The organism is Streptomyces sp. NPDC014734 (assembly GCF_043083325.1).
Classification (GTDB): Bacteria; Actinomycetota; Actinomycetes; order Streptomycetales; family Streptomycetaceae; genus Streptomyces.
In genome coordinates, this window is record NZ_JBIBYN010000002.1 from 476,407 (window position 1) to 498,688 (window position 22,282).

Here is a 22,282-nt window from a genome sequence, read left to right on the forward strand (position 1 = left end):
CGGAAAAGTGAGGGGCGAGGAGGCCTCCGGGCGCGAATCGTCCCGCACTTCCCCGACGGGCGGCGGCCTTGGACGGGCGGGGGGCCGGGGCCCGAACGGTGATCCCGGTACGGCCGCGGACCCCGGCCCCACCGAGGAACCGGCGCAGTACGACGAAGGGTACGGAACGCAGATCGGTGTCGGGCCCCATCCGCTGCCCTGGCCCGACGACGCGCGCTACGATCCCGAGTTGCTCGCCCATGGCGACCGGCGCAATGTGAGCGACGCCTATCGCTACTGGACGCGGGAGGCGATCGTCGCCGACCTGGACCCGCGACGGCACGACTTCCATGTGGCGGTCGAGAACTGGGGCCACGACTTCAACATCGGTTCCGTGGTGCGCACCGCGAACGCCTTCCTCGCAAAGGAGGTCCACATCGTGGGGCGGCGGCGCTGGAACCGTCGAGGGGCGATGGTCACCGACCGGTACCAGCATGTGCGGCACCACCCCGATACGGAGTCGCTGACCGCATGGGCGGCGACGCAGGGGCTGCCGATCATCGGTATCGACAATCTGCCGGGCGCGGTGCCACTGGAACGGACCGAACTGCCACGTCGCTGTGTACTGCTTTTCGGGCAGGAGGGCCCCGGGCTCACCGAGGAGGCCCGCAAGCACGCGGCCATGGTGTGCTCCATCGCGCAGTTCGGGTCGACGAGATCGATCAACGCGGGCGCCGCGGCCGCGATCGCCATGCACGCATGGGTGCAGCGGTACGCGGTGATTCCGGACCCGGGGCCGATGCCGGAGCTCTGACCCGGAGAGGGCGGGACGAGGCGGGAGGAGCGCTTGTGCCGGAACCGCCCCTCCCGCCCTGCGAGGCCCACCTTGCGAGGCCCCGCCCTTCTCGCTGGTCTGCCTCAGCTTGCGCGGTTGCTTGCCCGTCGTCTGTCTGTCCTGCCGTCCGTCTGCCCGACCGCAGCCGACCGCCCGTCTGTCGGTTTGCGGCAAGCCGTCTGTCCGTCCGCAGCCGGCCGCCCGCAGTCGTTCACCATGTGTGACTGTTGCTTCGGCCTCGGTCGACCTGTGGGCAGGGCGCCCCGGCTCCGGACTGTTCGACCTGCGGGATCACGCCTGGCGGCGGACCTCCACCATGCGGAAGCGCTGCGCCACGAAGGCTCCGTCGCACAGGGCCGCGTTCGCGGCCGGGTTGCCGCCCGAGCCGTGGAAGTCCGAGAACGCGGCGGTCTGGTTCACGTACACCCCTCCGGTCAGGTTCAGTGACAGCTGGGCCGACTCGTCGAGGCAGACGTCCTCCACGGCACGTTCCACCTCCGGCGAGGTGGTGTAGGCGCCTACCGTCATGGCGCCCTTGTCGCGGATCGTGCGGCGGAGCAGTTCCACGGCGTCGGGCGTCGAGTCGACCGCCACGGCGAAGGAGACCGGCCCGAAGCACTCCGACATGTAGTGATCCGCGTCGTCCGGCTTCGTGCTGTCCAGTTTGACGATCGTGGGGGTGCGCACCACGGCGTCGGGGAATTCCGGGTTGGCCACTTCGCGGGACGGCAGGACGACGTCGCCCAGTTCTGCGGCTCCTTCCAGACGGGTCTTCACGTCGGGGTTGACGAGGGCACCGAGCAGGGCGCTCGCGCGCCCGTCGTCGCCCAGCAGGCCGTTCACCGCGGCGCCGATGTCGACGACGACTTCGTCGAACGTCTTGTCGCCGACGTCGGTCGAGATGCCGTCACGGGGAATGAGCAGGTTCTGAGGGGTGGTGCACATCTGGCCGCTGTACAACGAGAGGGAGAAGGCCAGGTTGGCAAGCATGCCCTGGTACTGGTCGGTGGAGTCGATGAGGATCGTGTTGACCCCGGCCTTCTCCGTGTAGACCTGGGCCTGGCGCGCGTTGGCCTCCAGCCAGTCACCGAAGGCGGTGGACCCCGTGTAGTCGATGATCTTGATCTCGGGGCGCACGGCGAGGGTCTTCGCGATGCCCTCCCCCGGCCGTTCGGCGGCCAGGGCGACCAGATTGGCGTCGAAGCCCGCTTCGACGAGCACCTCGCGGGCCAGCTGCACCGTGAGCGCGAGCGGGAGCACGGCACGTGGGTGCGGCTTGACCAGCACGGGATTGCCGGTGGCCAGGGACGCGAACAGGCCCGGATAGCCGTTCCACGTGGGGAACGTGTTGCAGCCGATCAGGAGCGAGATGCCGCGCGGGGCCGCGATGAACGACTTGTGCAGTCGGAGCGGGTCGCGTTTGCCCTGCGGTTTGGACCAGTCGGCGCTTCGCGGGGTACGGACCTGCTCCGCGTACGCGTACGCCACGGCTTCCAGCCCGCGGTCCTGGGCGTGCGGGCCACCCGCCTGGAACGCCATCATGAAGGCCTGCCCGCTCGTGTGCATCACGGCATGGCCGAACTCATGGGTTCTGGCACTGATCCGCGAAAGGATCTCCAAGCAGACCAGGGCCCTGACCTCCGGCCCCGCCGCGCGCCAGGGGCCCATTCCCTCGCGCATCGCGGGAAGCAGGACGTCCAGGTCGGCATGCGGATACTCGACGGCCAGCTCGGGACCGTACGGAGAGATCTCGCCGCCCGTCCAGCCGTCGGTGCCGGGCTGGCCGAGGTCGAGGCGGGTGTGCAGGACGGTGTCGAACGCCGCCTTGCCCTCGGCGGCGCTCAGGCTGCCGGGGGCACCACCCTCGCCGTACGCCTTCGGATGCTCGGGATGCGGGGACCAGTAGGCACGCGAGCGGATCGCGTCGAGGGCCTGGTCGAGCGTGGGGCGGTGCTTCTCGGAAAGCAGGTGCGGGGTGAGCTCGGCGGCCATGACGGACCAACTCCTCATCGAGCTGGGCAGGAACGGGCGGACAGAGTTAGAGTAACCGAACGATCGGTCGGGACAAGGGGGCCCGCCATACCTGTGGACAACGCGTAGGGGAGGATCGCGGACATGACCACGGCCAAGCGGGACACATACACCCCGGAGACCTTGCTCACCGTTGCCGTGCGTGTCTTCAACGAGCGCGGCTACGACGGCACGTCCATGGAGCATCTGTCCAAGGCGGCGGGCATCTCCAAGTCCTCCATCTACCACCACGTCGCGGGCAAGGAGGAACTTCTCCGCCGTGCGGTGAGCCGGGCGCTGGACGGGCTCTTCGGGATTCTCGACGAGCCGGGGGCGACGTGCGGACGGGCGATCGAGCGCGTCGAATACGTCACGCGCCGCACCGTTGACGTGCTGATAGCCGAACTTCCCTATGTGACCCTGCTGCTGCGCGTGCGCGGCAACACGAAGACCGAGCGCTGGGCCATGGAGCGTCGACGCGAGTTCGACCAGCGGGTGACCGATCTGCTCGGGGCGGCCGTCGCGGACGGGGACCTCCGTTCCGACGTGGACATACGGCTGGTGACGCGGCTGCTGTTCGGAATGGTCAATTCTCTGGTGGAGTGGTACCGGCCGCAGCCGGACGGCGGCGTCGACGGGGAGATGCTGGCCGACACGCTCGTCCGGGTGGCCTTCGAGGGGATGCGGTCCAGTCGGTGAGCTCCGGCCGAAGGGGTGGTCGGTGAGAATCCGGGGTGCGGGGCACGGCTCGCGGGTTTCTGACGGCCGGCCCCGGTCGGTTCTTCGCTCCGTGCTCGGTTTCCCGCACCGGTGTCTGACGCGTGTCAGGTGAGCTCGGTGGGCCTGTCCGGGCCGGGGGCCAGGTCCGTCTCCTCGAACACGAGAAGCGTGCGGGTGGAAAGCACTTCCGGGATGGCCTGGATCTTCGTCAGGACCAACTCGCGCAGTGACCGGTTGTCCGGGGTGTGCACCAGCAGCAGGACATCGAAGTCGCCGCTGACGAGTGCGATGTGAGTGGCGCCCGGCAGGGCCTGGAGCTGCTCGCGAACGGTGCGCCAGGAATTCTGGACGATCTTGAGCGTGATGTAGGCGGATGCGCCCTGCCCCGCCCGCTCGTGGTTGACACGGGCACCGAAACCGCGGATCACGCCGTCGTCGATGAGCCGGTTGATGCGGGCGTACGCGTTGGCCCGGGACACGTGGACACGATCGGCCACCGAGCGTATCGACGCCCGTCCGTCCGTCTGGAGCAATCGCAGAATGTCGCGGTCGATGGCGTCGAGCGGGCGTGCGGGAGGGAGCTGACCGGGGTCCCCGGTCCCGTCGGCCATTTGTTCAGCTGTCATGTGCCCGCGCCTCCCCGTCCTGGACGACCTGCCCCTATCTCAGGCTGTGGAGAACCGTTTGTCCACAGGCTGAAGGTGCCTGTAGCCAAAATGCGCTCACGACCGAACAATCGGTAGGTGAGGCACGCCACAACCGCGCCTCGAACACCGCTCGACATTTCGATGTATTTCGACATCCTTCGGCAGCGGGCCATCGCCGATGCCGACAGTTACCGCTCGGAACCCCTCGATGCCAGGAGGTGCTTGTCATGACGGTCCAAGAGCTGCCCGGCGCGGCTGCCCACCACCCCACGCCGCCCCCGGCCTGGAAGCCGCTCACCGATCCCGCGCCGCTGCTCCCGGACCCCGAGCCGTACCGCGTTCTCGGTACGGATGCCGTGGGCGATGCCGATCCCGAGCTGCTGCTCCGGCTCTACGCGGAGCTGGTCCGCGGCCGGAGGTACAACGCACAGGCCACCGCACTCACCAAGCAGGGGCGGCTCGCTGTCTACCCGTCGAGCACCGGGCAGGAGGCCTGCGAAATAGCGGCCGCGCTGGTCCTGGAGGACCGGGACTGGCTCTTTCCGAGCTACCGCGACACGCTGGCGGCCGTGGCCCGCGGTCTGGACCCGGTCGAGGCGCTGACGCTTCTGCGCGGCGACCGCCACACCGGGTACGACCCGCGCGAGCACCGCATCGCACCCCTGTGCACACCGCTTGCCACCCAGCTGCCGCACGCCGTGGGCCTGGCGCACGCCGCACGTCTCAGCGGTGACGATGTCGTGGCGCTGGCCATGGTCGGTGACGGCGGCACCAGCGAGGGGGATTTCCACGAGGCGCTCAATTTCGCCGCCGTGTGGCAGGCCCCGGTCGTCTTTCTCGTGCAGAACAACGGCTTCGCGATCTCGGTACCGCTGGCGAAGCAGACCGCCGCGCCGTCCCTGGCGCACAAGGCCGTGGGGTACGGAATGCCGGGCCGCCTGGTGGACGGCAACGACGTGGCCGCCGTGCACCAGGTTCTCGGTGAAGCGGTGGCACGGGCACGGAGCGGAGGCGGTCCGACGCTCGTCGAGGCGGTGACGTACCGCATGGACGCCCATACGAACGCCGACGACGCCACTCGATATCGCGCCGACAGCGAAGTGGAGGCGTGGCGGGCGCATGATCCGATCCAGTTGTTGGAACGGGAGCTGACCGGGCGGGGGCTGCTGGGCGATGACGGGATGGAGGAGGCACGCGCGGACGCCGAACGGATGGCGGCGGCGCTGCGCGAGCGCATGAATGCCGACCCGGTGCTCGACCCGATGGACCTGTTCGCCCATGTCTATGCGGAACGGACCACGCAACTACGGGAGCAGGCCGCCCGGTTGTGCGTCGAGTTGGAGGCCGGGCAGGACCAGCACACGCGTGACGAAACGGAGGAGGGGCGATGACCACCGCAGCGGTGCCGGCCGGGACACGGACGACGAAGGCCAAACCGGCCACGATGGCGCAGGCCCTCGGACGGGCGTTGCGTGACTCGATGGCCGAGGACCCCTCGGTACACGTGCTCGGGGAGGACGTCGGCGCACTCGGCGGGGTCTTCCGGATCACCGACGGGCTGGTGAAGGAGTTCGGCGAGGACCGCTGCACGGACACGCCGCTGGCCGAGGCGGGCATACTCGGCACGGCTGTCGGCATGGCGATGTACGGCTTGCGGCCGGTGGTGGAGATGCAGTTCGACGCCTTCGCCTACCCGGCGTTCGAGCAGCTCATCAGCCACGTCGCGAAGATGCGGAACCGGACGGGTGGCGCCATGCCGCTGCCGATCACGGTCAGGATGCCCTACGGCGGCGGGATCGGCGGGGTCGAGCATCACAGCGATTCCTCGGAGGCGTACTACATGGCCACGCCCGGCCTGCATGTCGTCACGCCTGCCACGGTCGAGGACGCGTACGGGCTGCTGAGGGCCTCGATCGCCTCCGACGACCCGGTGGTCTTCATGGAGCCGAAGCGGCTCTACTGGTCGAAATCCGACTGGTCTCCCGACGCGCCGGCGGCTGTGGAACCGATCGGCCGGGCTGTCGTCCGCCGCGCCGGACGCAGCGCGACGTTGATCACCTACGGACCGTCGTTGCCGGTGTGCATGGAGGCGGCGGAAGCCGCTGTCGAGGAAGGCTGGGATCTCGAAGTCGTCGACCTGCGTTCGCTTGTGCCGTTCGACGACGAGACCGTCACGGCCTCCGTGCGGCGTACGGGACGCGCGGTCGTCGTCCATGAGTCCTCCGGCTTCGGCGGTCCCGGCGGCGAGATAGCGGCCCGGGTCACCGAGCAGTGCTTCCACCACTTGGAGGCGCCGGTGCTGCGGGTCGCCGGGTTCGACATCCCCTACCCGCCGCCGATGCAGGAACGGCACCACCTGCCGGGCGTGGACCGGGTGCTCGACGCGGTCGCCCGCCTGCAGTGGGAGGCGGAGAACTGATGGCCCAGGTACTCGAATTCAAACTGCCGGACCTCGGTGAGGGGCTCACCGAGGCGGAGATCGTTCGCTGGTTGGTGGAGATCGGCGATGTCGTGACCATCGACCAGCCGGTGGTCGAGGTCGAGACGGCCAAGGCGATGGTGGAGGTTCCGTGCCCGTACGGGGGCGTGGTCACGGCGCGGTTCGGTGAGGAGGGGACGGAACTTCCGGTCGGGGCACCGCTGCTGACGGTGGCGGTGGGAGCCGGGGAGAGCGGGACGAGCGGGAGGAACGGGACCGGGGAGAGCGGGAGGAACGCGGAGAGCGGGAGATCCGTGGGGTCCGAGGCGTCCGGGAGCGGTGCGGCCGAGGCATCCGGCAACGTGCTGGTCGGGTACGGAACGGGAGCACCGACGGCACGCCGCCGCCGAGTCCGTCCCCAGGCATGGGCGGCACCGGGCATCGCGCGGGAGAGGGCCGCGTCGGCCGGTGCGGCCCGGGCGGCGGTCCCCACCACTGCCCCGGACGCGGCACAGGGGCCGGTGCCGGTGGTGTCACCCCTGGTGAGGAAGCTGGCACGACAGCATGGCCTCGACCTGCGGAGGCTGACGGGTTCCGGGCCCGACGGGCTCATTCTGCGGGCCGATGTCGAGTCCGTGATCAGAGCGTCGGCGAGGGTCTCGGAGACAGCGTCGGCGGGGGCCTCGGAGACGCCGATGTCCCTGGCACCACATCCGGTTGCCGCCTCACCCGCACCTTCCACGGCACGGCAGCCGTCGGCGGGCCGAGACGCTCTCCCGGGCGCGGAGCGCTTCCCGTTGCGGGGCGTCCGAGGGGCGGTCGCAGACAAGTTGGCGCGCAGCCGACGGGAGATCCCCGATGCCACGTGCTGGGTCGATGCCGATGCCACGGAGCTGATGGCGGCCAGAGCCGCGATGAACGCCGCGGACGGTTCGGCAGCCGGGCCGAAGGTGTCGGTGCTCGCTCTGCTGGCACGTATCTGCACCGCGGCTCTGGCCCGATTCCCCGACCTCAACTCCATGGTGGACTCGGAAGCACGGGAGATAGTGCGGTTGCCGGAGGTCCATCTGGGCTTCGCGGCCCAGACCGAGCGGGGGCTGGTCGTCCCGGTCGTACGAGACGCACAGGCCCGCAACGCGGAGTCGATCGGGGCCGAGATCGCACGGCTGACCGAGGCGGCCCGGACAGGGAGGCTCACCCCGGCAGAACTGACAGGCGGCACGTTCACGCTGAACAATTACGGGGTGTTCGGCGTCGACGGGTCGACGCCGATCATCAACCATCCGGAGGCGGCGATGCTCGGTGTCGGCCGGATCGTGCCCAAGCCGTGGGTGCACCGGGGCGAGCTCGCGGTGCGTCAGGTCGTCCAACTCTCGCTGACGTTCGACCACCGGGTCTGTGACGGTGGTACGGCGGGTGGATTCCTGCGCTACGTGGCCGACAGCGTGGAGCAACCGGCGATCCTGCTGCGCACGCTGTAGCGGAGGGACCGCGGCTCTTCGTCGCCGTCGTCCGCGGATCCTCCGAGGGCGTGTGTGGGGGTACGGGGTTACGGGGCAGGCCGCGGCCCGCATACTCGGACGCATGACCGTGTATGACGCCATCGTTCTTGCCGGAGGCGCCGCCGAACGGCTCGGCGGCGCCGACAAACCCGGGATACGGGTCGGCGGCCGGACGCTGCTCGACCGGGTGCTCGTGGCTTGCGCGGGGGCCTCGAACACCGTGGTCGTGGGCGGTCGCAGGCCCACCGTTCGCCCTGTGACGTGGACGCGTGAGGAACCGCCGGGCGGCGGGCCGTTGGCCGCCCTGGGCGCCGGGATCCGCCATACCCGTGCGGAATGGGTTCTGGTGCTCTCCGCGGATCTGCCGTTCTTCGCGCAGAGCACCGTCGCGGAGCTGTTGGGCGCTGTCGACGGCGGCAGACGGGAGGGAGCCCTGTGCACTGACCGGGAGGGCCGCGATCAGCCCCTCGTCGCCGCCTACCGCGCCGAACCGCTGCGCCGCGAGCTCGCTCTGATCGCCACCGAGCACGGTGGTCTGTCCGGGCTGCCGCTGAGGTTGCTGACGGAAGAGCTCGACCTCGTAAAGGTGGCGGCCGGGCCGCTGGCTTCCTTCGACTGCGACACCTGGGAGGACATCGCGGCGGCCCGTGCCCGTATCAGAGAACATGGGACCGTGCTGGACGAATGGATCACCTCAGTCAAGAACGAACTGGGAATCGAACTCGACGTCGACACCGACGTCCTGCTCGATCTCGCCCGTGATGCCGCGCACGGTGTCGCCCGACCTGCCGCTCCCCTGACGACCTTCCTGGTCGGATACGCGGCGGCGAAGGCGAGCGGTGACGGCGACAGTACGGAAGCGGTGGCCGAGGCCGCTCGTAGGGCTGCCGCGCTGGCCCTGCGGTGGGCGGACGAGAACGAGAGTCGATGACAGTCCCGGTGGGTGGGGGCACCCCCCTTCCGGCGACCGGCGACATGCCGTCGCAGGATGCCGCAGCCGCCTCGGAGGAAACCCCTCCGGGGCGAGACGCTCGATCGTCGGGTGGAGGGAAACAGGAACGCCCGGCGCCGGAGGCGGCGTGTGTCGACGAGGTGGATTGCGCTGTCGAGCAAGCCCTTGCACTGGTCAGGAACCAGTCGGCAGGTGAGCCGCGCCCCGCGGACCGGCCTCTTCCCACGGATCGGTCCCTTTCCGCGGACCGGCCCCTTCCTGCGGACTGGTTCCTTTCCGCGGATCAGCCTCTTCCTGCGGACTGGTCCCTTTCCGCGGACCGGCCCTGTCTCACAGAACATCCTCCATCCGCGGACCGGTATCCGGCGGACCGGTATCCGGCGGACCGGAATCCGTCCGAGGACCGGGAACGTGCGACAGAGCGGCGTCCTTTCGCCGACGGGGAGGACTCCGCCCGTCAGCCCTCTTCCACCGGGCCGGGGCGCACTGCCGAGCAGTCCGACCCCACGGTGGCGTGCGCGCCCGGCACGCGCTTCCCGATCTCGAACCACGAGGCCGACCGCTCCCGCAGCCGGGGGCGAGCCGGGTGGACGGCGTCCTGGCATGAGGCGCGCGCTGTTGCCGCTCGGGAGGGCCGTGCCGTTCCCGGCCGTGTCCGACGCCTTTCGCTCGGCCAGGCACTCGGGCACGTTCTGGCCGACCCGCTCGTCGCACTCACTGATCTGCCTCCCTTCGACACCTCTGCCATGGACGGCTGGGTCGTCACCGGTCCGGGACCGTGGAACATCCCTGAGTCCGCAGGGTCCGAGAAGGAGGGCCCGGATACGGAGGCGAGTGCTGGGACGGTCGCGGGATCGTGCCCACATCCGGCCCGGGGGATCCTTGCCGGACACCACGCATCCGCCAGGCTGCCCGACGGTGCCGCCGTGCGGATCGCCACCGGTGCACGCATCCCGGTGGATGCCAATGCCGTGATCCGCAGCGAACACGGTCACGTCGATGAGGCCAGAGGGCTGCTCCACGCTCGGTACCAGGTGCACCCCGGGCAGGACATCAGGCCACAGGGCCAGGAGTGCCGCCGCGGGGAGCGGCTGCTCTCTCCCGGAGTCGTGGTGACACCCGCGGTTCTGGGGCTGGCCGCCGCCGCCGGGTACGACGAATTGGCCGTTGTTCCTCGTCCCCGTGTCGATGTTCTCGTCCTCGGCGACGAACTGCTGACCAGTGGCCTGCCCTACGAGGGGCTGATTCGTGACGCGCTCGGGCCGATGATCGGCCCCTGGCTCCGGGCTCTGGGCGCCTCCGTTTCCGCTCCGCAGCACCTCGGCGACGACGCGACGGCTCTCCGGCGCGCTCTCACCACCTTCACGGCGGACCTTGTCATCACCACAGGTGGGACGGCATCGGGCCCGGTGGACCACGTGCACTCGGTTCTGTCGGGGCTCGGCGCCGAATTGTTGGTCGACGGAGTCGCCGTCCGCCCCGGTCACCCGATGCTGCTGGCCGGACTGGCCGGGCTCGGCGGGAAGGGCATCAAGGGCAGCCGGTACGTCGTCGGGCTGCCCGGTAACCCCCTGGCCGCCGTGTCCGGGCTCCTCACGCTCGCCGAGCCGTTGCTTCGCGGGCTGGCCGGCCACGTTCAGGAAGAGCCCTACCGGGTCGTCGTCCGCGACGAAGTGTCCGGGCACCCGCACGACACCCGCCTGGTGCCTGTGGTGCACGGCACTGCGGAGCACGTCGTACCACTGCGTTACAGCGGTCCGGCGATGCTCCGGGGAATTGCTGTGGCGGACGGACTGGTCGTGGTGCCACCGGGCGGGGTACGGTCCGGCACCGAGGTGGAGCTCATAGAACTACCGTGGGCCTCGGCGATGCCGTGGACGGAAGGGTGTTTCACGTGAAACTTCCCGGCCACGATGCGATGGCCAGGCGGGCGGACGAGCATGTCGTACCCACACGGGTGCAGCTCCCGCGCAGGGTCGTCGACCGGCCTGCACGGCAGGTCGCCAAGCGCTTGTTGATGGCGCTGTTGGTGCTCGCCATCACCGTGCTGATCGTCTGGGTCGATCGTGAGGGATATCACGACGCCGCCGATGGCAAGGTCGATCTGCTGGACTCGGTGTACTACGCGACAGTCACTCTCTCCACGACCGGCTACGGCGACATCACCCCGTACAGCGACAGCGCCCGGCTCATCAATGTGGTGCTCGTAACACCACTGCGGGTGCTCTTCCTGATCATTCTGGTCGGCACCACTCTTGAGGTCCTCACGGAACGGACTCGGGAGGATTTCCGGCTGAAGCGTTGGAGAAGCAACTTGCGTGACCACACCGTTGTCGTCGGTTTCGGTACGAAGGGTCGTTCGGCCATCCAGACCCTGCGTGCCACCGGCCTGAGGAGCGAGCAGATCGTTGTCGTCGATCCGGCGTCCAAGGTGATAGAGATCGCCAATGCCGAGGGGTACGTGGGTGTGGTCGGTGATGCGACGCGCAGCGACGTGCTGCTGCGGGCCGAACTCCAGAAGGCGCGGCAGATCATCATCGCCACCCAGCGTGACGACACGGCGGTGCTGGTCGCATTGACGGCACGGCAACTCAACCGGGGAGCGAAGATCGTTGCCGCGGTGCGTGAGGAGGAGAACGCTCCTCTGCTGCGGCAGTCCGGTGCCGATGCCGTGATCACGAGTGCCAGCGCGGCCGGTCGGCTGCTCGGACTCTCCGTTCTCAGCCCCAGCGCGGGCACGGTGATGGAGGACCTGATCCAGCAGGGCAGCGGGCTGGATCTCGTCGAACGGCCGGTGATAAAGGCCGAGGTGGGCAAGAGCGTGCGGGAGACCGATGATCTTGTGGTGAGCGTGCTGCGTGGGCATCGGCTGCTCGCCTACGACGACCCGGCGGCCAGTCCGTTGCAGTTGACGGACCGACTGATCACCATCGTGCGCGCCTCGAAGGAACCGCCGGTGAACCATCCGGCACCGGGCGGCCCTCGCCTGTAGCAGGGGCCCGTGACCCGTGCCCATGCGGTCAGGGGCCTGTGCCCCATGTGGTCGGGGGCCTGTGCCCCATGTGGTCGGGACTCGTGCTCATCATCGGGCCGGTGTCTGTACTCGGGGTCCGTGGCCGTACTCGGGGCCCGCGTCTGTTGCTCGGGGCCGGGCCCGTGCCCGTGGTCGGGGCTTGTGGCTGAGGGCTGCGGCCCGTAGCCCGTGGCCGGGACCTTTGGCCCCGGTGCTGTGTCCGGTCCGCGTCACGATGTCGTCGTGCCTGTGCCACGGAGTAGCCTCGCCGCCATGTATGCGATCACGATCCCCGAATCCGGCGGCCCCGAGGCGTTGGTGTGGGCGGAGGTGCCCGATCCGGTGGCGGGCGAGGGCGAGGTCCTCGTCGATGTGGTGTCCAGCGCCGTCAACCGCGCGGACGTGCTGCAACGGCAGGGGTTCTACAACCCGCCGCCGGGCGCGTCCCCGTACCCAGGCCTGGAGTGCGCAGGCCGTGTCTCGGCGATCGGTCCCGGTGTCAGTGGCTGGTCGGTCGGCGACGAGGTGTGCGCGCTGCTTGCCGGTGGCGGCTATGCGGAGAAGGTCGCCGTACCCGCGGGACAACTGCTGCCGGTGCCGGACGGTCTCGATCTGGTGTCGGCCGCGGCCTTGCCCGAAGTGACGGCGACGGTCTGGTCGAACGTGTTCATGGTGGCCCATCTCAGGCCCGGCGAGACGCTGTTGGTGCACGGCGGGTCCAGCGGCATCGGCACGATGGCGATCCAGCTGGCCAAGGCCGTGGGGGCACGCGTCGCCGTGACCGCCGGTGGTCCGGAGAAGCTTGCGCGGTGTGCGGAACTCGGAGCCGACATCCTGATCGACTACCGGGAACAGGACTTCGTCGAGGAGCTGCGCAGAGCGACGGACGGCACGGGTGCGGACGTCATTCTCGACATCGTCGGGGCGAAGTACCTGGACCGCAACGTCAAGGCGCTCGCTGTCAACGGTCGACTGGCCATCATCGGCCTCCAGGGCGGCGCCAAGGGAGAGCTGAACCTGAGCACTCTGCTGAACAAACGGGCCGCCGTCACCGCGACCTCGTTGAGGGGGCGTCCGCTCGCCGAGAAGGCGGCGATCGTCGCGGCTGTACGCGAGCACGTCTGGCCGCTGATCACCGATGGTGTCGTCCGGCCCGTCGTGGACCGTTCGTTGCCGATGCAGGATGCCGCCGAGGCCCACCGGGTGCTGGAGTCCAGCACACACATCGGAAAGGTACTGCTGCGGGCCCCCGCAGGCTGACCTGCACAGTGTGCTCGTGCGGTGTGTCCGGGTGGGCGCGTCTGCACTTCGGCTTGCATCTTGAGGGGTGCGTTTCTTCCTGAGGAAGAGACGCACCCCGCGTCGGGTGGTGAACTCACCCCTGAAGCGGGACGGTTTCGCGAGCGGATTCTCCCGGATTCCCGGGGACCCCCGCGGATTCTCGCGGAGGACGTGAGGACGACGGATCCGTACGCACTCACGGCCTTCGTGCTGAGCGTCGTGTGTTCCTCGGTCGGAGCACACGCTCAGCCGAAGGCCGCTCGCGCGTACGGCAGTCACCGGTCGTCCGAGTGATCAAGTGCGAGGACTCGTTCGAGCCCCGGGGCGAGGCCGGGCGAGGCCCGGGTGAGGGCCAGGCCAGAGCTACGGGCCAGAGCTACGGGTCAGAGCTACGGGTCAGAGATATGGATCAGAGGTACGGGCCGGTCCTGATGGCTCCGTGCTGGTCTCCGATGCCGTCCTCCTCCTCGTGACCGCCGCCCGGCGGGAGGGCACGACGCATCTGCTCCAGCTGCGCCCGCGCGGCCATCTGCTGGGCGAACAGCGCCGTCTGGATGCCGTGGAACAGGCCCTCCAGCCAGCCCACCAGCTGAGCCTGGGCGATCCTGAGCTCCGCCTCGGACGGCACCGAGTCCTCGGTGAACGGCAGGGAGAGCCGTTCCAGCTCCTCCACCAGCTCCGGCGCGAGGCCGTCCTCCAGCTCCTTCACGGAGCCGGCGTGGATCTCCTTCAGCCTGACCCGGCTCGCCTCGTCGAGAGGAGCCGCCCGGACCTCCTCAAGGAGCTGCTTGATCATGCTTCCGATGCGCATGACCTTCGCGGGCTGTTCGACCATTTCCGTCACCGGGACCTCACGCGATTCGTCGTCAGTGCCACCGCCGCCGATCGCCATGCCGTCCTGCCCCACCACGAGGACTTGGGGGTGCTCCTGCGACCGTTCATTCCTCGGCATCTCCATGGCGCCATTGTCTCCCACACCTGCCGTACTACACGGCGGTGCCCCCGCAGACGGTTGATCAACCGTCTGCGGGGGCACCGGAACACCCGGTCGGGCCCGCGCACGCACCGCGCGTCACACCGGCCGGACCGTCAGGTCGTACGAGGTATCGGCCGCCCCGTCATCCGGCGCGGCGGGCCAGCGCCAGGCGCGACCGGGTGAAGGCCGCGGCGAGCACCCCGGCGACCAGCGGAACGGCGATGACGAGCAGGGCGAGGGTGTCCCAGGGCAGCACGATCGGCGTGTACGCCGACTCCATGGGCTCGCGCCGCATCACCTGCAGCGCTTCGCGCAGATCGACGAGACGCAGTGCCACCGCGGGCACCAGGCCCGCCAGCGAGCCGAGCACCACACCCGTGAGTGCCACCACCACGCACTGGAATCCGGACAGCGAACGCCGCACTCCCGGCGGTGCGCCGACCGCGCTGAGCGTGTTCAGATCGGCCTCCGCGTCGGCCTTGGCGAGCCCGGTCGTGATCGCCGCCGCGCCCACGGTCACCATTCCGGCGAACAGCGCAAGGACCAGCATGATCGTGTCCTGCCGTTGGCTGGGCCCGGGGTCGGACTGGACCCAGATACCGCCGCCGGCCTGCTGGAGCGCGGCGGAGACCCGCTGGTCCTCGACGTCCGACGGCGTACGCGAGACGGTGTACACGCTGCCCTGCTGCTCCACGTGCAGCCCGAGGCGCTTCGCGGTCTTCTCCGGAAGGATCATGCGGACACCGGGGGTGGCCGCGTACCGCTCGGGGGCCACGTACACCTTCAGGCGGTCCGTGGTGGTCCGCGCCTTGCCCGGGTGCAGCTTCCGGTTCTCCTTGTCCCGGTCGTTGTACGTGTGGACGGCCTTGAGCGTGATCTCGTCGCCCTTCGCGTACGCCTTGTTGAGGAGTACCGGGGTGCCCTCCTCCAGCGCCTTCACGGCTGCCGGGTCGTCGAGCTTCACGTATGTGCTGAGCAGGTCCGCGTCCGCCACGATGATGTTGTGCTCGTCCCAGGACAGCCCGCTCGCGGGCATGTACTCGCCCAGGCAGGCGGGTGTGTTCATCAGGTCCCGGTGCTCGTCGGCGGAGAGCCGTGCGGCGAGATCCTTGGCGCCCTTGCCCTTCAGCGGGCAGTCGTGGTCCTTGCCGGTGGGCTTGACCAGCTCGATGGTGCCGCAGCCGTCCTCCTCGTCGTAGTAGATGTTGCAGTCGCTGCCCGCCCAGACCCGTTTGATGTCGGCGTGTCCGCCACTGACGGGCATGCTCCGCTCGACGGTCGTCCGGGCCAGCGGGAGCTGTTCCGCCGCCTTGGCCCCGGTGGCCATGACGGCGATCGTCCCCGGAGTGAGGTTGGCGGTGTACTCGTAGTCGCGTTCGGCCGTCGTGCTGGCCGTGTACGTGGCGATGGCCACGGATCCCGCGACGGCCGCCATCACCGCGGCGACGGCGGGGGCGGTGCGACCGCGGTTGCGGGCAGCGTCGCGCAGCGCCATCCGGGGCGCGAGCGGCAGCCTGCTGCCGAGCCGTCCGAGGAAGCCGACGATCACCGGGATGCAGGCGAGCAGCCCCAGCTCGGCGACGATCGAGCCGCCGGAGACCAGCGCCGACTTCCCGCTCATGCCGCCGTAGACGGCGACGACGATGCCGAGGACCAGTACGCAGACGCCCAGGACGGGCATGATCCGGGAGGAGTGCCGGACACCGCGGCGCCCGGTGAGCGACTCCAGGACGGACTGCCGGCTCGCCACGATCGCCGGGGCGAACGCCGCCAGGAGACCCGTGACCATGCCGATCGCGGCGATCAGGAACAGTTCGCTCGGCTTCAGGACGAGGGAGCCGAACCGGTTTCCGGCCCAATCCTCGATCATGGGCCGGAACAGCACGGTGAGACCGAGGCCGGACACCACACCGGTCACGGCGCCGATGCCGCCGAGCACCATGCCGCCGCCGAGCACCACGGCGCGGACGTGCCGTCGGTCCCCGCCGCAGGTGCCCAGCAGTCCGAGCTGGCGGCGGGAGCGGCGCGCGCCGACCGCGAAGGCGGGTCCGGCGAGCAGCACGATTTCCAGGACCGCCATGGCGACCACGGTGATGAGCGCGGTGCTCATCTGCCCGGAGTCGTCCATGGACGTGTACTGGTTCTTTCTGGCCATCGGGACTTCGGAGTCCGGCGGCGGGTCGAGGACGACCTGGCGGGACTTGACGAGGACACCCGACGCGTTGGCCTTCATCACGTCCGGCCAGGTCACGCCCACCCCGTCGGGGCCCTTGACCAGCCACTCCCTGGCCCGGACGTTCGGCGGGAGGATCTTCTTGTCGCGGTCGGACTTGGCCTTCCACGGGGCGATGACCGTGTCCGGGTCGGCGAACAGCGCCTTGGCCTTCAGGTCGAGGGGTTGCTCGATCACACCGGTGATCGTGTACTTCTCACCGGAGTTGCGCACGGTGGTGGTCGAACCGATGTGCAGCCCGGTCGAATCCAGGAACGGCTGGGTGGCGGCCATCTCGCCCGCGCCGTGCGGGAAGGCGCCGCTGATCAGGACGGTCTTGCCGCGGGCCAGCTTGTCCGACGTCGGGAACTCGTGGATGTCGGTGTCGGCGATGCCGTACCCGGTGGTGACGCTCGCCGGGACGGACTGGAAGGTGATCGCCCGCGAGCCCTTGGGGAACGTGGCCGGGACATCGGCCGGAGGGAGCGTCTCGTCCACCGGGGCGTTCTCGTCGACCCGCTGGTACGAATTCGCGTCGGCCAGCTGTTCCAGCGGGCCCAGTTCCTCGTCGCTGAACAGCGCGTCGGCCGAACCCATCTCGCCCGTCAGCCGTTCCGCGACGGTCGGTTCCATGCTGCGGTACGTGACGTCGAGGGCCGTGACGCCGAGTACCGGTACGGCGATCATCGCGACCACCAGTGCGCTGCGGCCCTTGGCGCGCAGCGCGTCGCGCCTGGCTATGCGGAGGGCGGCGCGCCAGCCCGTGAACACGCTCACTTGGCGACCTCGGCGGCCAGCAGCGAGTCGGCGCCGGTGGTGAGCGTCTGATCGACGATCGAGCCGTCCCGGAGGAATACGACCCGGTCCGCCCAGGCCGCGTACCGGGGCTCGTGCGTCACCATCACGGCCGCCGCCCCTCGGTCGCAGCGGGTGCGCAGCAGCGCGAGCACGGCCTCACCGGTCTCGGAGTCGAGTGCTCCGGTCGGCTCGTCGGCGAGCACCAGGCGTCGGTCGCCGACCAGGGCGCGGGCGATCGCGACACGCTGCTGCTGGCCGCCGGACATCTCGTCGGGGAACCGGTCGGCGATCTCCAGGAGCTTCATCTCCTCCAGCGCGGCGCGTGCCTCCTTGCGGGCCTTGCGCACGGAGACCCCGTCGAGTTCGCGCGGCAGGGCGATGTTCTCGGCGGCGGTGAGGGCCGGGATCAGGTTGTAGTCCTGGAAGACGTAGCCGACGCTGCGCCGCCGCAGAGCGGCTATGCCCTTGCGGCCGAGGCCGGATATCTCCTGCCCCTCGATGATGACCTGGCCGCTGGTCGCGGTGTCGAGTCCGCCGGCGATGGTCAGCAGGGTGGACTTGCCGGAACCGGACGGTCCCATCACCGCGACGAGCTCACCGGCGTGCACGGAAAGGTCGATGCCGCGCAGGGCGTGCACTTCGGCGATGCCGCTGCCGTGGGTGCGGGTCAGGGACCGGAGTTCGAGGACCGGTTCGCCGCCTTGGGACGGCGTACCGGCCGGGGAGGCGGGTCGGGACGGGGCAGGTGAGGACATGACGGTGGTTCCCCCTCGGAACGTTTCTGTGGGTCGGCACCGGGCATCGGAGCGGTCCGTTGCCGGTGCGGGGCGTGCGGGGCGTGCGGGGCGTGCGGGGCGTGCGGGGCGTACGGGGTGTACGGGGCGTACGGGGACGTGGCGCGGTCCTCCGTGGAGCCGGGCCGGACGCCGGGTGCCGGTGCGTACACGTGTGTGGTCTGTGGCCGGTGGTTGTGCGCGGATGGTGCTGCCCCGCGCGGGCCGGCGCTGTGCGGGCGGTTCCCCGTGAGCCGGTCGTGGTCGGTCGGGCCGTGGTCGGTCCGGGCCGTGTCCTCGGCGCGGCGGCCGGTCAGCCTCGATCGCGCGGGCGACCGACCCGGGCCGGAACGCGGGCAGGTGCACGTACCGGGGCTCGGCCGGGTGCGCGCGTCTGGGGTTCCGGTTCCGTGGCGGCGGCCTCGGCGAGGCGGACCAGCCGGGATTCGCAGTGATCCAGCCAGCGAGCCTCGGCCTCCGCCTGGAAGATCAGTTGTTCGAGCACGAGCAGCCAGGCCACCTCGTCACGGTTGGTCGGGACGTCGACGAGGGCCTGTGCCTTGAGCCGGGTGTAGTCCTGCATCGCCTTCACGGTGTGGTGGCGCTGGGACTGGATGACGGCCCGGATGTCCACCCCCGGTGCGCCGACCGCCATGGCGAGCTTGATGGCCAGCTCGTCGCGGGGCGGGCTGGTGCGGTCGACGGGTGTCTCGAACCAGCTTCGTAGCTCGGCCCGGCCGGAGTCGGTGATCGCGTAGAGGGTGTGTCCCTGGTCGTCCTCGTCGTTCTGGGCGACCAGGCCGTCGCGCTCCAGCCGACTCAACGTCGTGTAGACCTGGCCGACGTTGAGCGGCCAGGTGGAGCCGGTGCGTGACTCGAATTCGGTGCGGAGCTGGGAGCCGTATCTGGGGCCGCGCTCCAGCAGGGCCAGTAGCCCATGGCGGATCGACATACTGAGTATGTATACCGAGTATGTCGATGGGCGCAAGTTCCTGCCGTGGGATGGGACCGCAGGTGGGAGCCGTGGGACGGGGTCACAGGCGGGACGACCCTCGCTTCCCGGGTCGTCAGTCCGTGCGGCGCATGCGGAGGGCCAGAAATCCCAGACCCAGTCCTATCAGGGCGATTCCCGCGCCCAGCGAGACCTGTTGGACGTCCCGCGCGACGGGCCTGCCGAGTGCCCGGGACGTGAGCGGTCCGCCTGCGGGGGACGTGCTCGGAGTCGGTCGTCCGACGAGTGCCTCCGGTGCCGGATCGGTCGCGGCGGGGCGGGTGTCCGATGCGTCGAGGGCGTTGTCGATCTGCGCGAGCTCCTGGGGCGAGAGCGGTCGGCCGGGTCTCGGTCTCCCCTCCCCGGCCTCACGTCCGGCGAGCGGCGGCTGTGCTTCGGGAGGGCGCGTCGGCCTCTCGGCTGCGGAGGGCGCGGAGGCTGCGGAGGGCGCGGAGGCTGCGGAGAGTTCGGAGGCTGCGGCGGGCTCGGAGGGTACGGAGCCCGCCGGGGATATCGGGGATATCGGAGATGCCGGGGGTGAAGGAGAGACGGAGGGTGTGGGGGCGGAGGCGGTGACGTGTGCGGAGGCGGTGACAGCGGCGGAGGGCGACGAGCCCGAAGGCGGTCCGGATGCGGGGGCGGAGGACCCTGGGGATATCGCAGGTGAGTGGGCGTGGGCGTGGGTGTAGGTGGCCGAGCCGCCGTCGGGAGGCACGGCCGCCGGTATCGCGGACGGGTCGGCCGAAGGGATGCGGGCCCCGTTCGGCGGTTCGACGCCCGGGGCGGCGGTGAGGAGGGCGGAGAGCCGGACGGCGGGGCGGGCGGGCGATGCGGATGCCGTGTTCGTGGGTGTCGTCGCCGGGGCGCCGGCCGCCCCCGGTATCTCGCCGGGCGTGCGTCGCGCGATGTGTGCCTCACCGGCGGCGGCTCCCAGTGCCGCGCCCGCCGAGAGTATGAGGCAGGCCACGCACCTCGTGGATCGTGAAGGCAGAAATCCCTGAGCCATGAGGTCAGGGTCACATGCGGTGACATATCCGGCATCTTGAGTGAACCGGACAAGAGGAAGTCCCGTAGCGGGAAGAACCCACGAGCCTCCTCGGCCCTGGTTCGGGACCGGGGCCCAGGACTCCCGCCCGGACCCCCGCGCGCGGCCGAGGCCCGGAGCCTGCCGGGGACCTTGAACGAGGACCCCGGCCCAAGGCCCCTTCCCCGGGACCGAGGTTCGAGCCTCCCGTCCAGGGCGTCCGTCAGGCCGGGTCGCCCGTCGCGACGCGCAGCTCGAACTTGGCGCCCACCTTGTCCACGGCGGTCCCGGCGGAGGGGAACTGGTCGATGACCTGGTCCTCCGCGTAGGTGTTCCCCGGTATCTCGATCCTCTTGACGATCCAGCCCGCCGCGTCCGCGCACGCCTTGGCGGAGAGATAGTCCTTGTACAGGAACTTGGGCGCGTCGACCTTCGCCGGGTCGTCGGTGCTCTCCAGGGCGTCCGTGCACTTCTCGGTCTTCATCGTGCGGTTTCGCTCCGGCCCCTTGTGCTCGCTCACGGCCGGGGAGTCCTTCGCGCTCGGATCGTCCTTCTCCTTGCCGTTCAGCGAGAGGACCGTGATCAGGCCGCCGATCGCGACCAGCGCGACCACGATCGCGCCGATGATCACCGGCATGTTCCGCTTCGATCCACCCCCGCCCGAGAGGTGCTGGGACTGCGTCTGCGGCGTGGCCGCGTACGGCGGAGGGGTGTGCTGCTGCATCGGCGCCACCGGCGCCTGGCTCTGGTACGCCGGAGCCGCCTGCGGGTAGCCGTACGACGGCGCGGGCGCGGGCGCCGGGGTCGTCGGACCGTACGGGCCGGGCTGGGCGCCGGACTGGTACGGGCCCGGCTGGTACGGAGTCTGGACGCTCTGCGGCTGGGGAGCGGACTGGTCGACCGGCGGGAAGACCGCCGAGCCGACGCCCGAGCCGCTGTTCGCCGGCGCGCCCCCGCCCGTGACGATCACCGGGGCGCTCGTCTGACCGCCCGCGTTCAGCACGCGCGCGATCTCGTTCTGCATCGCCGCGGCGCTCGGGAAGCGTTCGTTCGGATTCTTCTTCAGCGCCCGGGCGACGAGCGCGTCCATCACGGGCGGAACCGACCGGTTGATGGTGGAGGGCGCGACCGGCTCCTCCTGGACGTGCGCGTATGCGATGGCGAGCGGCGAGTCCGCGTCGAACGGCAGGCGTCCGGTGAGCAGTTGGAACAGCATGATCCCGACCGAGTACAGGTCGGAACGCGCGTCCACGCCGCGCCCCAGGGCCTGTTCGGGGGAGAGGTACTGCGGGGTGCCGACGACCATGCCGGTCTGTGTCATCGACGTCACGCCCGACTGCATGGCGCGGGCGATGCCGAAGTCCATGACCTTCACGACACCGCGCTTGGTCACCATGACGTTGCCGGGCTTGATGTCCCGGTGGACCAGCCCCATCTCATGGCTGGTGTCCAGCGCGGCCAGCACGTCGTTCGTCACCTTGAGCGCCTTGTCGGCGGGCATGGCACCGTAGTTCTGGATGTCCTCCTGGAGCACCGAACCGAGCGGTCGGCCCTCCACGTACTCCATGACGATGTACGGCATCAGCGCGCCGCCGAGCTCGTCCTCACCGGTGTCGAAGACCGAGACGATATTGGTGTGCTGCAGTTTGGCAACAGCCTGTGCCTCGCGGCGGAACCGCTCACGGAACGACTGCTCGCGACCCAGCTCCGTGTGGAGTGTCTTGATCGCGACCTGTCGGTCCAGCGCGGAGTCGTACGCCAGGTATACGGACGCCATCCCGCCTTCGCCGAGCAGGTCGCGAAGCTGGTACCGGCCACCGGCGACCGAACCGCCCGCGTAGCGCCCCTGAGGGCCGTGTGCGCCGTCCTGGCTCATGACTTGCTTCCCCCTCGGCGCGCGACTGACACGCTGATCGCTTATTACGCGCCAAGTCTGCCCGAGGGGTACGACACGTCAAGCCGGGTGCCCGTTCCGTGACCCTACGCACAAGAAGCGTCTCGGAAGCGTTACAGGAAATGTGTGGGATTTGCGTGGACGGCGCGCCGACCGATTGGATGGCCGGTCCCTCTCGGAAACGGTGTGTCCGGCGGAGGCTGTAGCGTGACGTGGAAATGCAGCCAGACGCAATGCAGCTGGACACCGTGAGAAC

Annotated in this window: 16 protein-coding genes; 9 read left to right on the plus strand and 7 right to left on the minus strand. The window is 70.0% G+C overall.

The genetic code is table 11. The annotated features are described in order from the left end of the window. Nucleotides 1-172: 172 nt before the first annotated feature. Nucleotides 173-793, plus strand: coding sequence for a TrmH family RNA methyltransferase (locus ACF1CT_RS06040; protein WP_391782642.1), 621 nt, complete (start codon nt 173-175; stop codon nt 791-793). A gap of 312 nt (nt 794-1,105) precedes the next feature. Here the strand turns inward: ACF1CT_RS06040 and paaN are convergent, their stop codons facing one another. After that, entirely contained in the window at nt 1,106-2,806 is a 1,701-nt protein-coding gene (paaN, locus tag ACF1CT_RS06045; RefSeq protein ID WP_391782533.1) for a phenylacetic acid degradation protein PaaN, read from the minus strand. A gap of 123 nt (nt 2,807-2,929) precedes the next feature. On the opposite strand from paaN, the gene ACF1CT_RS06050 reads away from it, so the two are divergent. Continuing rightward, on the plus strand, nt 2,930-3,523 hold the full coding sequence (locus ACF1CT_RS06050; protein WP_391782534.1) for a TetR/AcrR family transcriptional regulator: 594 nt from the start codon (nt 2,930-2,932) through the stop codon (nt 3,521-3,523). Nucleotides 3,524-3,648: 125 nt separating this feature from the next. Here ACF1CT_RS06050 and ACF1CT_RS06055 read toward each other — a convergent pair whose 3' ends face one another. Next, nucleotides 3,649-4,155 carry an Lrp/AsnC family transcriptional regulator gene (locus ACF1CT_RS06055; RefSeq protein WP_391782643.1) on the minus strand — a complete coding sequence of 169 codons (507 nt, stop codon included), beginning with the start codon at nt 4,153-4,155 and terminating at the stop codon, nt 3,649-3,651. A gap of 263 nt (nt 4,156-4,418) precedes the next feature. Here ACF1CT_RS06055 and pdhA point away from each other — a divergent pair, with 263 nt between their 5' ends. The 7 genes from pdhA (at nt 4,419) to ACF1CT_RS06090 (ending at nt 13,337) form a co-directional block, all read left to right on the plus strand. Beyond that, on the plus strand, nt 4,419-5,582 hold the full coding sequence (gene pdhA / locus ACF1CT_RS06060) for a pyruvate dehydrogenase (acetyl-transferring) E1 component subunit alpha (protein ID WP_391782535.1): 1,164 nt from the start codon (nt 4,419-4,421) through the stop codon (nt 5,580-5,582). Beyond that, nucleotides 5,579-6,610, plus strand: coding sequence for an alpha-ketoacid dehydrogenase subunit beta (locus tag ACF1CT_RS06065; RefSeq protein ID WP_391782536.1), 1,032 nt, complete (start codon nt 5,579-5,581; stop codon nt 6,608-6,610). Before pdhA ends, ACF1CT_RS06065 begins: the two co-directional genes overlap by 4 nt. Beyond that, the gene (locus ACF1CT_RS06070; protein WP_391782537.1) at nt 6,610-8,091 is read left to right on the plus strand and encodes a dihydrolipoamide acetyltransferase family protein; all 1,482 of its coding nucleotides are present in this window, start codon (nt 6,610-6,612) and stop codon (nt 8,089-8,091) included. The genes ACF1CT_RS06065 and ACF1CT_RS06070 overlap by 1 nt, the downstream gene beginning before the upstream one ends. Before the next feature lie 103 nt (nt 8,092-8,194). Continuing rightward, nucleotides 8,195-9,043, plus strand: a complete 849-nt coding sequence (locus tag ACF1CT_RS06075; protein ID WP_391782538.1) for an NTP transferase domain-containing protein — start codon at nt 8,195-8,197, stop codon at nt 9,041-9,043. A 44-nt stretch (nt 9,044-9,087) separates the two neighbouring features. Next, a complete protein-coding gene (locus ACF1CT_RS06080) occupies nt 9,088-10,962 on the plus strand; it encodes a molybdopterin-binding protein (RefSeq protein ID WP_391782644.1) in 1,875 nt (624 codons plus the stop codon). Continuing rightward, a complete protein-coding gene (locus tag ACF1CT_RS06085; protein WP_391782539.1) occupies nt 10,920-12,056 on the plus strand; it encodes a potassium channel family protein in 1,137 nt (378 codons plus the stop codon). The genes ACF1CT_RS06080 and ACF1CT_RS06085 overlap by 43 nt, the downstream gene beginning before the upstream one ends. A gap of 294 nt (nt 12,057-12,350) precedes the next feature. Continuing rightward, nucleotides 12,351-13,337 (plus strand): NAD(P)H-quinone oxidoreductase, encoded by a 987-nt coding sequence (locus ACF1CT_RS06090; protein ID WP_391782540.1) that lies wholly within the window; start codon nt 12,351-12,353, stop codon nt 13,335-13,337. Between the two features lie 430 nt (nt 13,338-13,767). Here the strand turns inward: ACF1CT_RS06090 and ACF1CT_RS06095 are convergent, their stop codons facing one another. The 5 genes from ACF1CT_RS06095 to ACF1CT_RS06115 all read right to left on the minus strand — a co-directional run bounded on the left by ACF1CT_RS06095 (nt 13,768) and on the right by ACF1CT_RS06115 (nt 22,008). Beyond that, nucleotides 13,768-14,316 carry a bacterial proteasome activator family protein gene (locus ACF1CT_RS06095; protein ID WP_391782541.1) on the minus strand — a complete coding sequence of 183 codons (549 nt, stop codon included), beginning with the start codon at nt 14,314-14,316 and terminating at the stop codon, nt 13,768-13,770. A gap of 160 nt (nt 14,317-14,476) precedes the next feature. Continuing rightward, the gene (locus ACF1CT_RS06100) at nt 14,477-17,323 is read right to left on the minus strand and encodes an FtsX-like permease family protein (RefSeq protein WP_391782542.1); all 2,847 of its coding nucleotides are present in this window, start codon (nt 17,321-17,323) and stop codon (nt 14,477-14,479) included. Continuing rightward, nucleotides 17,320-18,099, minus strand: coding sequence for an ABC transporter ATP-binding protein (locus ACF1CT_RS06105; protein WP_391782543.1), 780 nt, complete (start codon nt 18,097-18,099; stop codon nt 17,320-17,322). The genes ACF1CT_RS06100 and ACF1CT_RS06105 overlap by 4 nt, the downstream gene beginning before the upstream one ends. Before the next feature lie 331 nt (nt 18,100-18,430). Further along, nucleotides 18,431-19,069, minus strand: a complete 639-nt coding sequence (locus ACF1CT_RS06110) for a PadR family transcriptional regulator (protein ID WP_391782544.1) — start codon at nt 19,067-19,069, stop codon at nt 18,431-18,433. A gap of 1,286 nt (nt 19,070-20,355) precedes the next feature. Then, nucleotides 20,356-22,008, minus strand: a complete 1,653-nt coding sequence (locus ACF1CT_RS06115; protein ID WP_391782545.1) for a protein kinase — start codon at nt 22,006-22,008, stop codon at nt 20,356-20,358. Between the last annotated feature and the right edge of the window lie 274 nt (nt 22,009-22,282).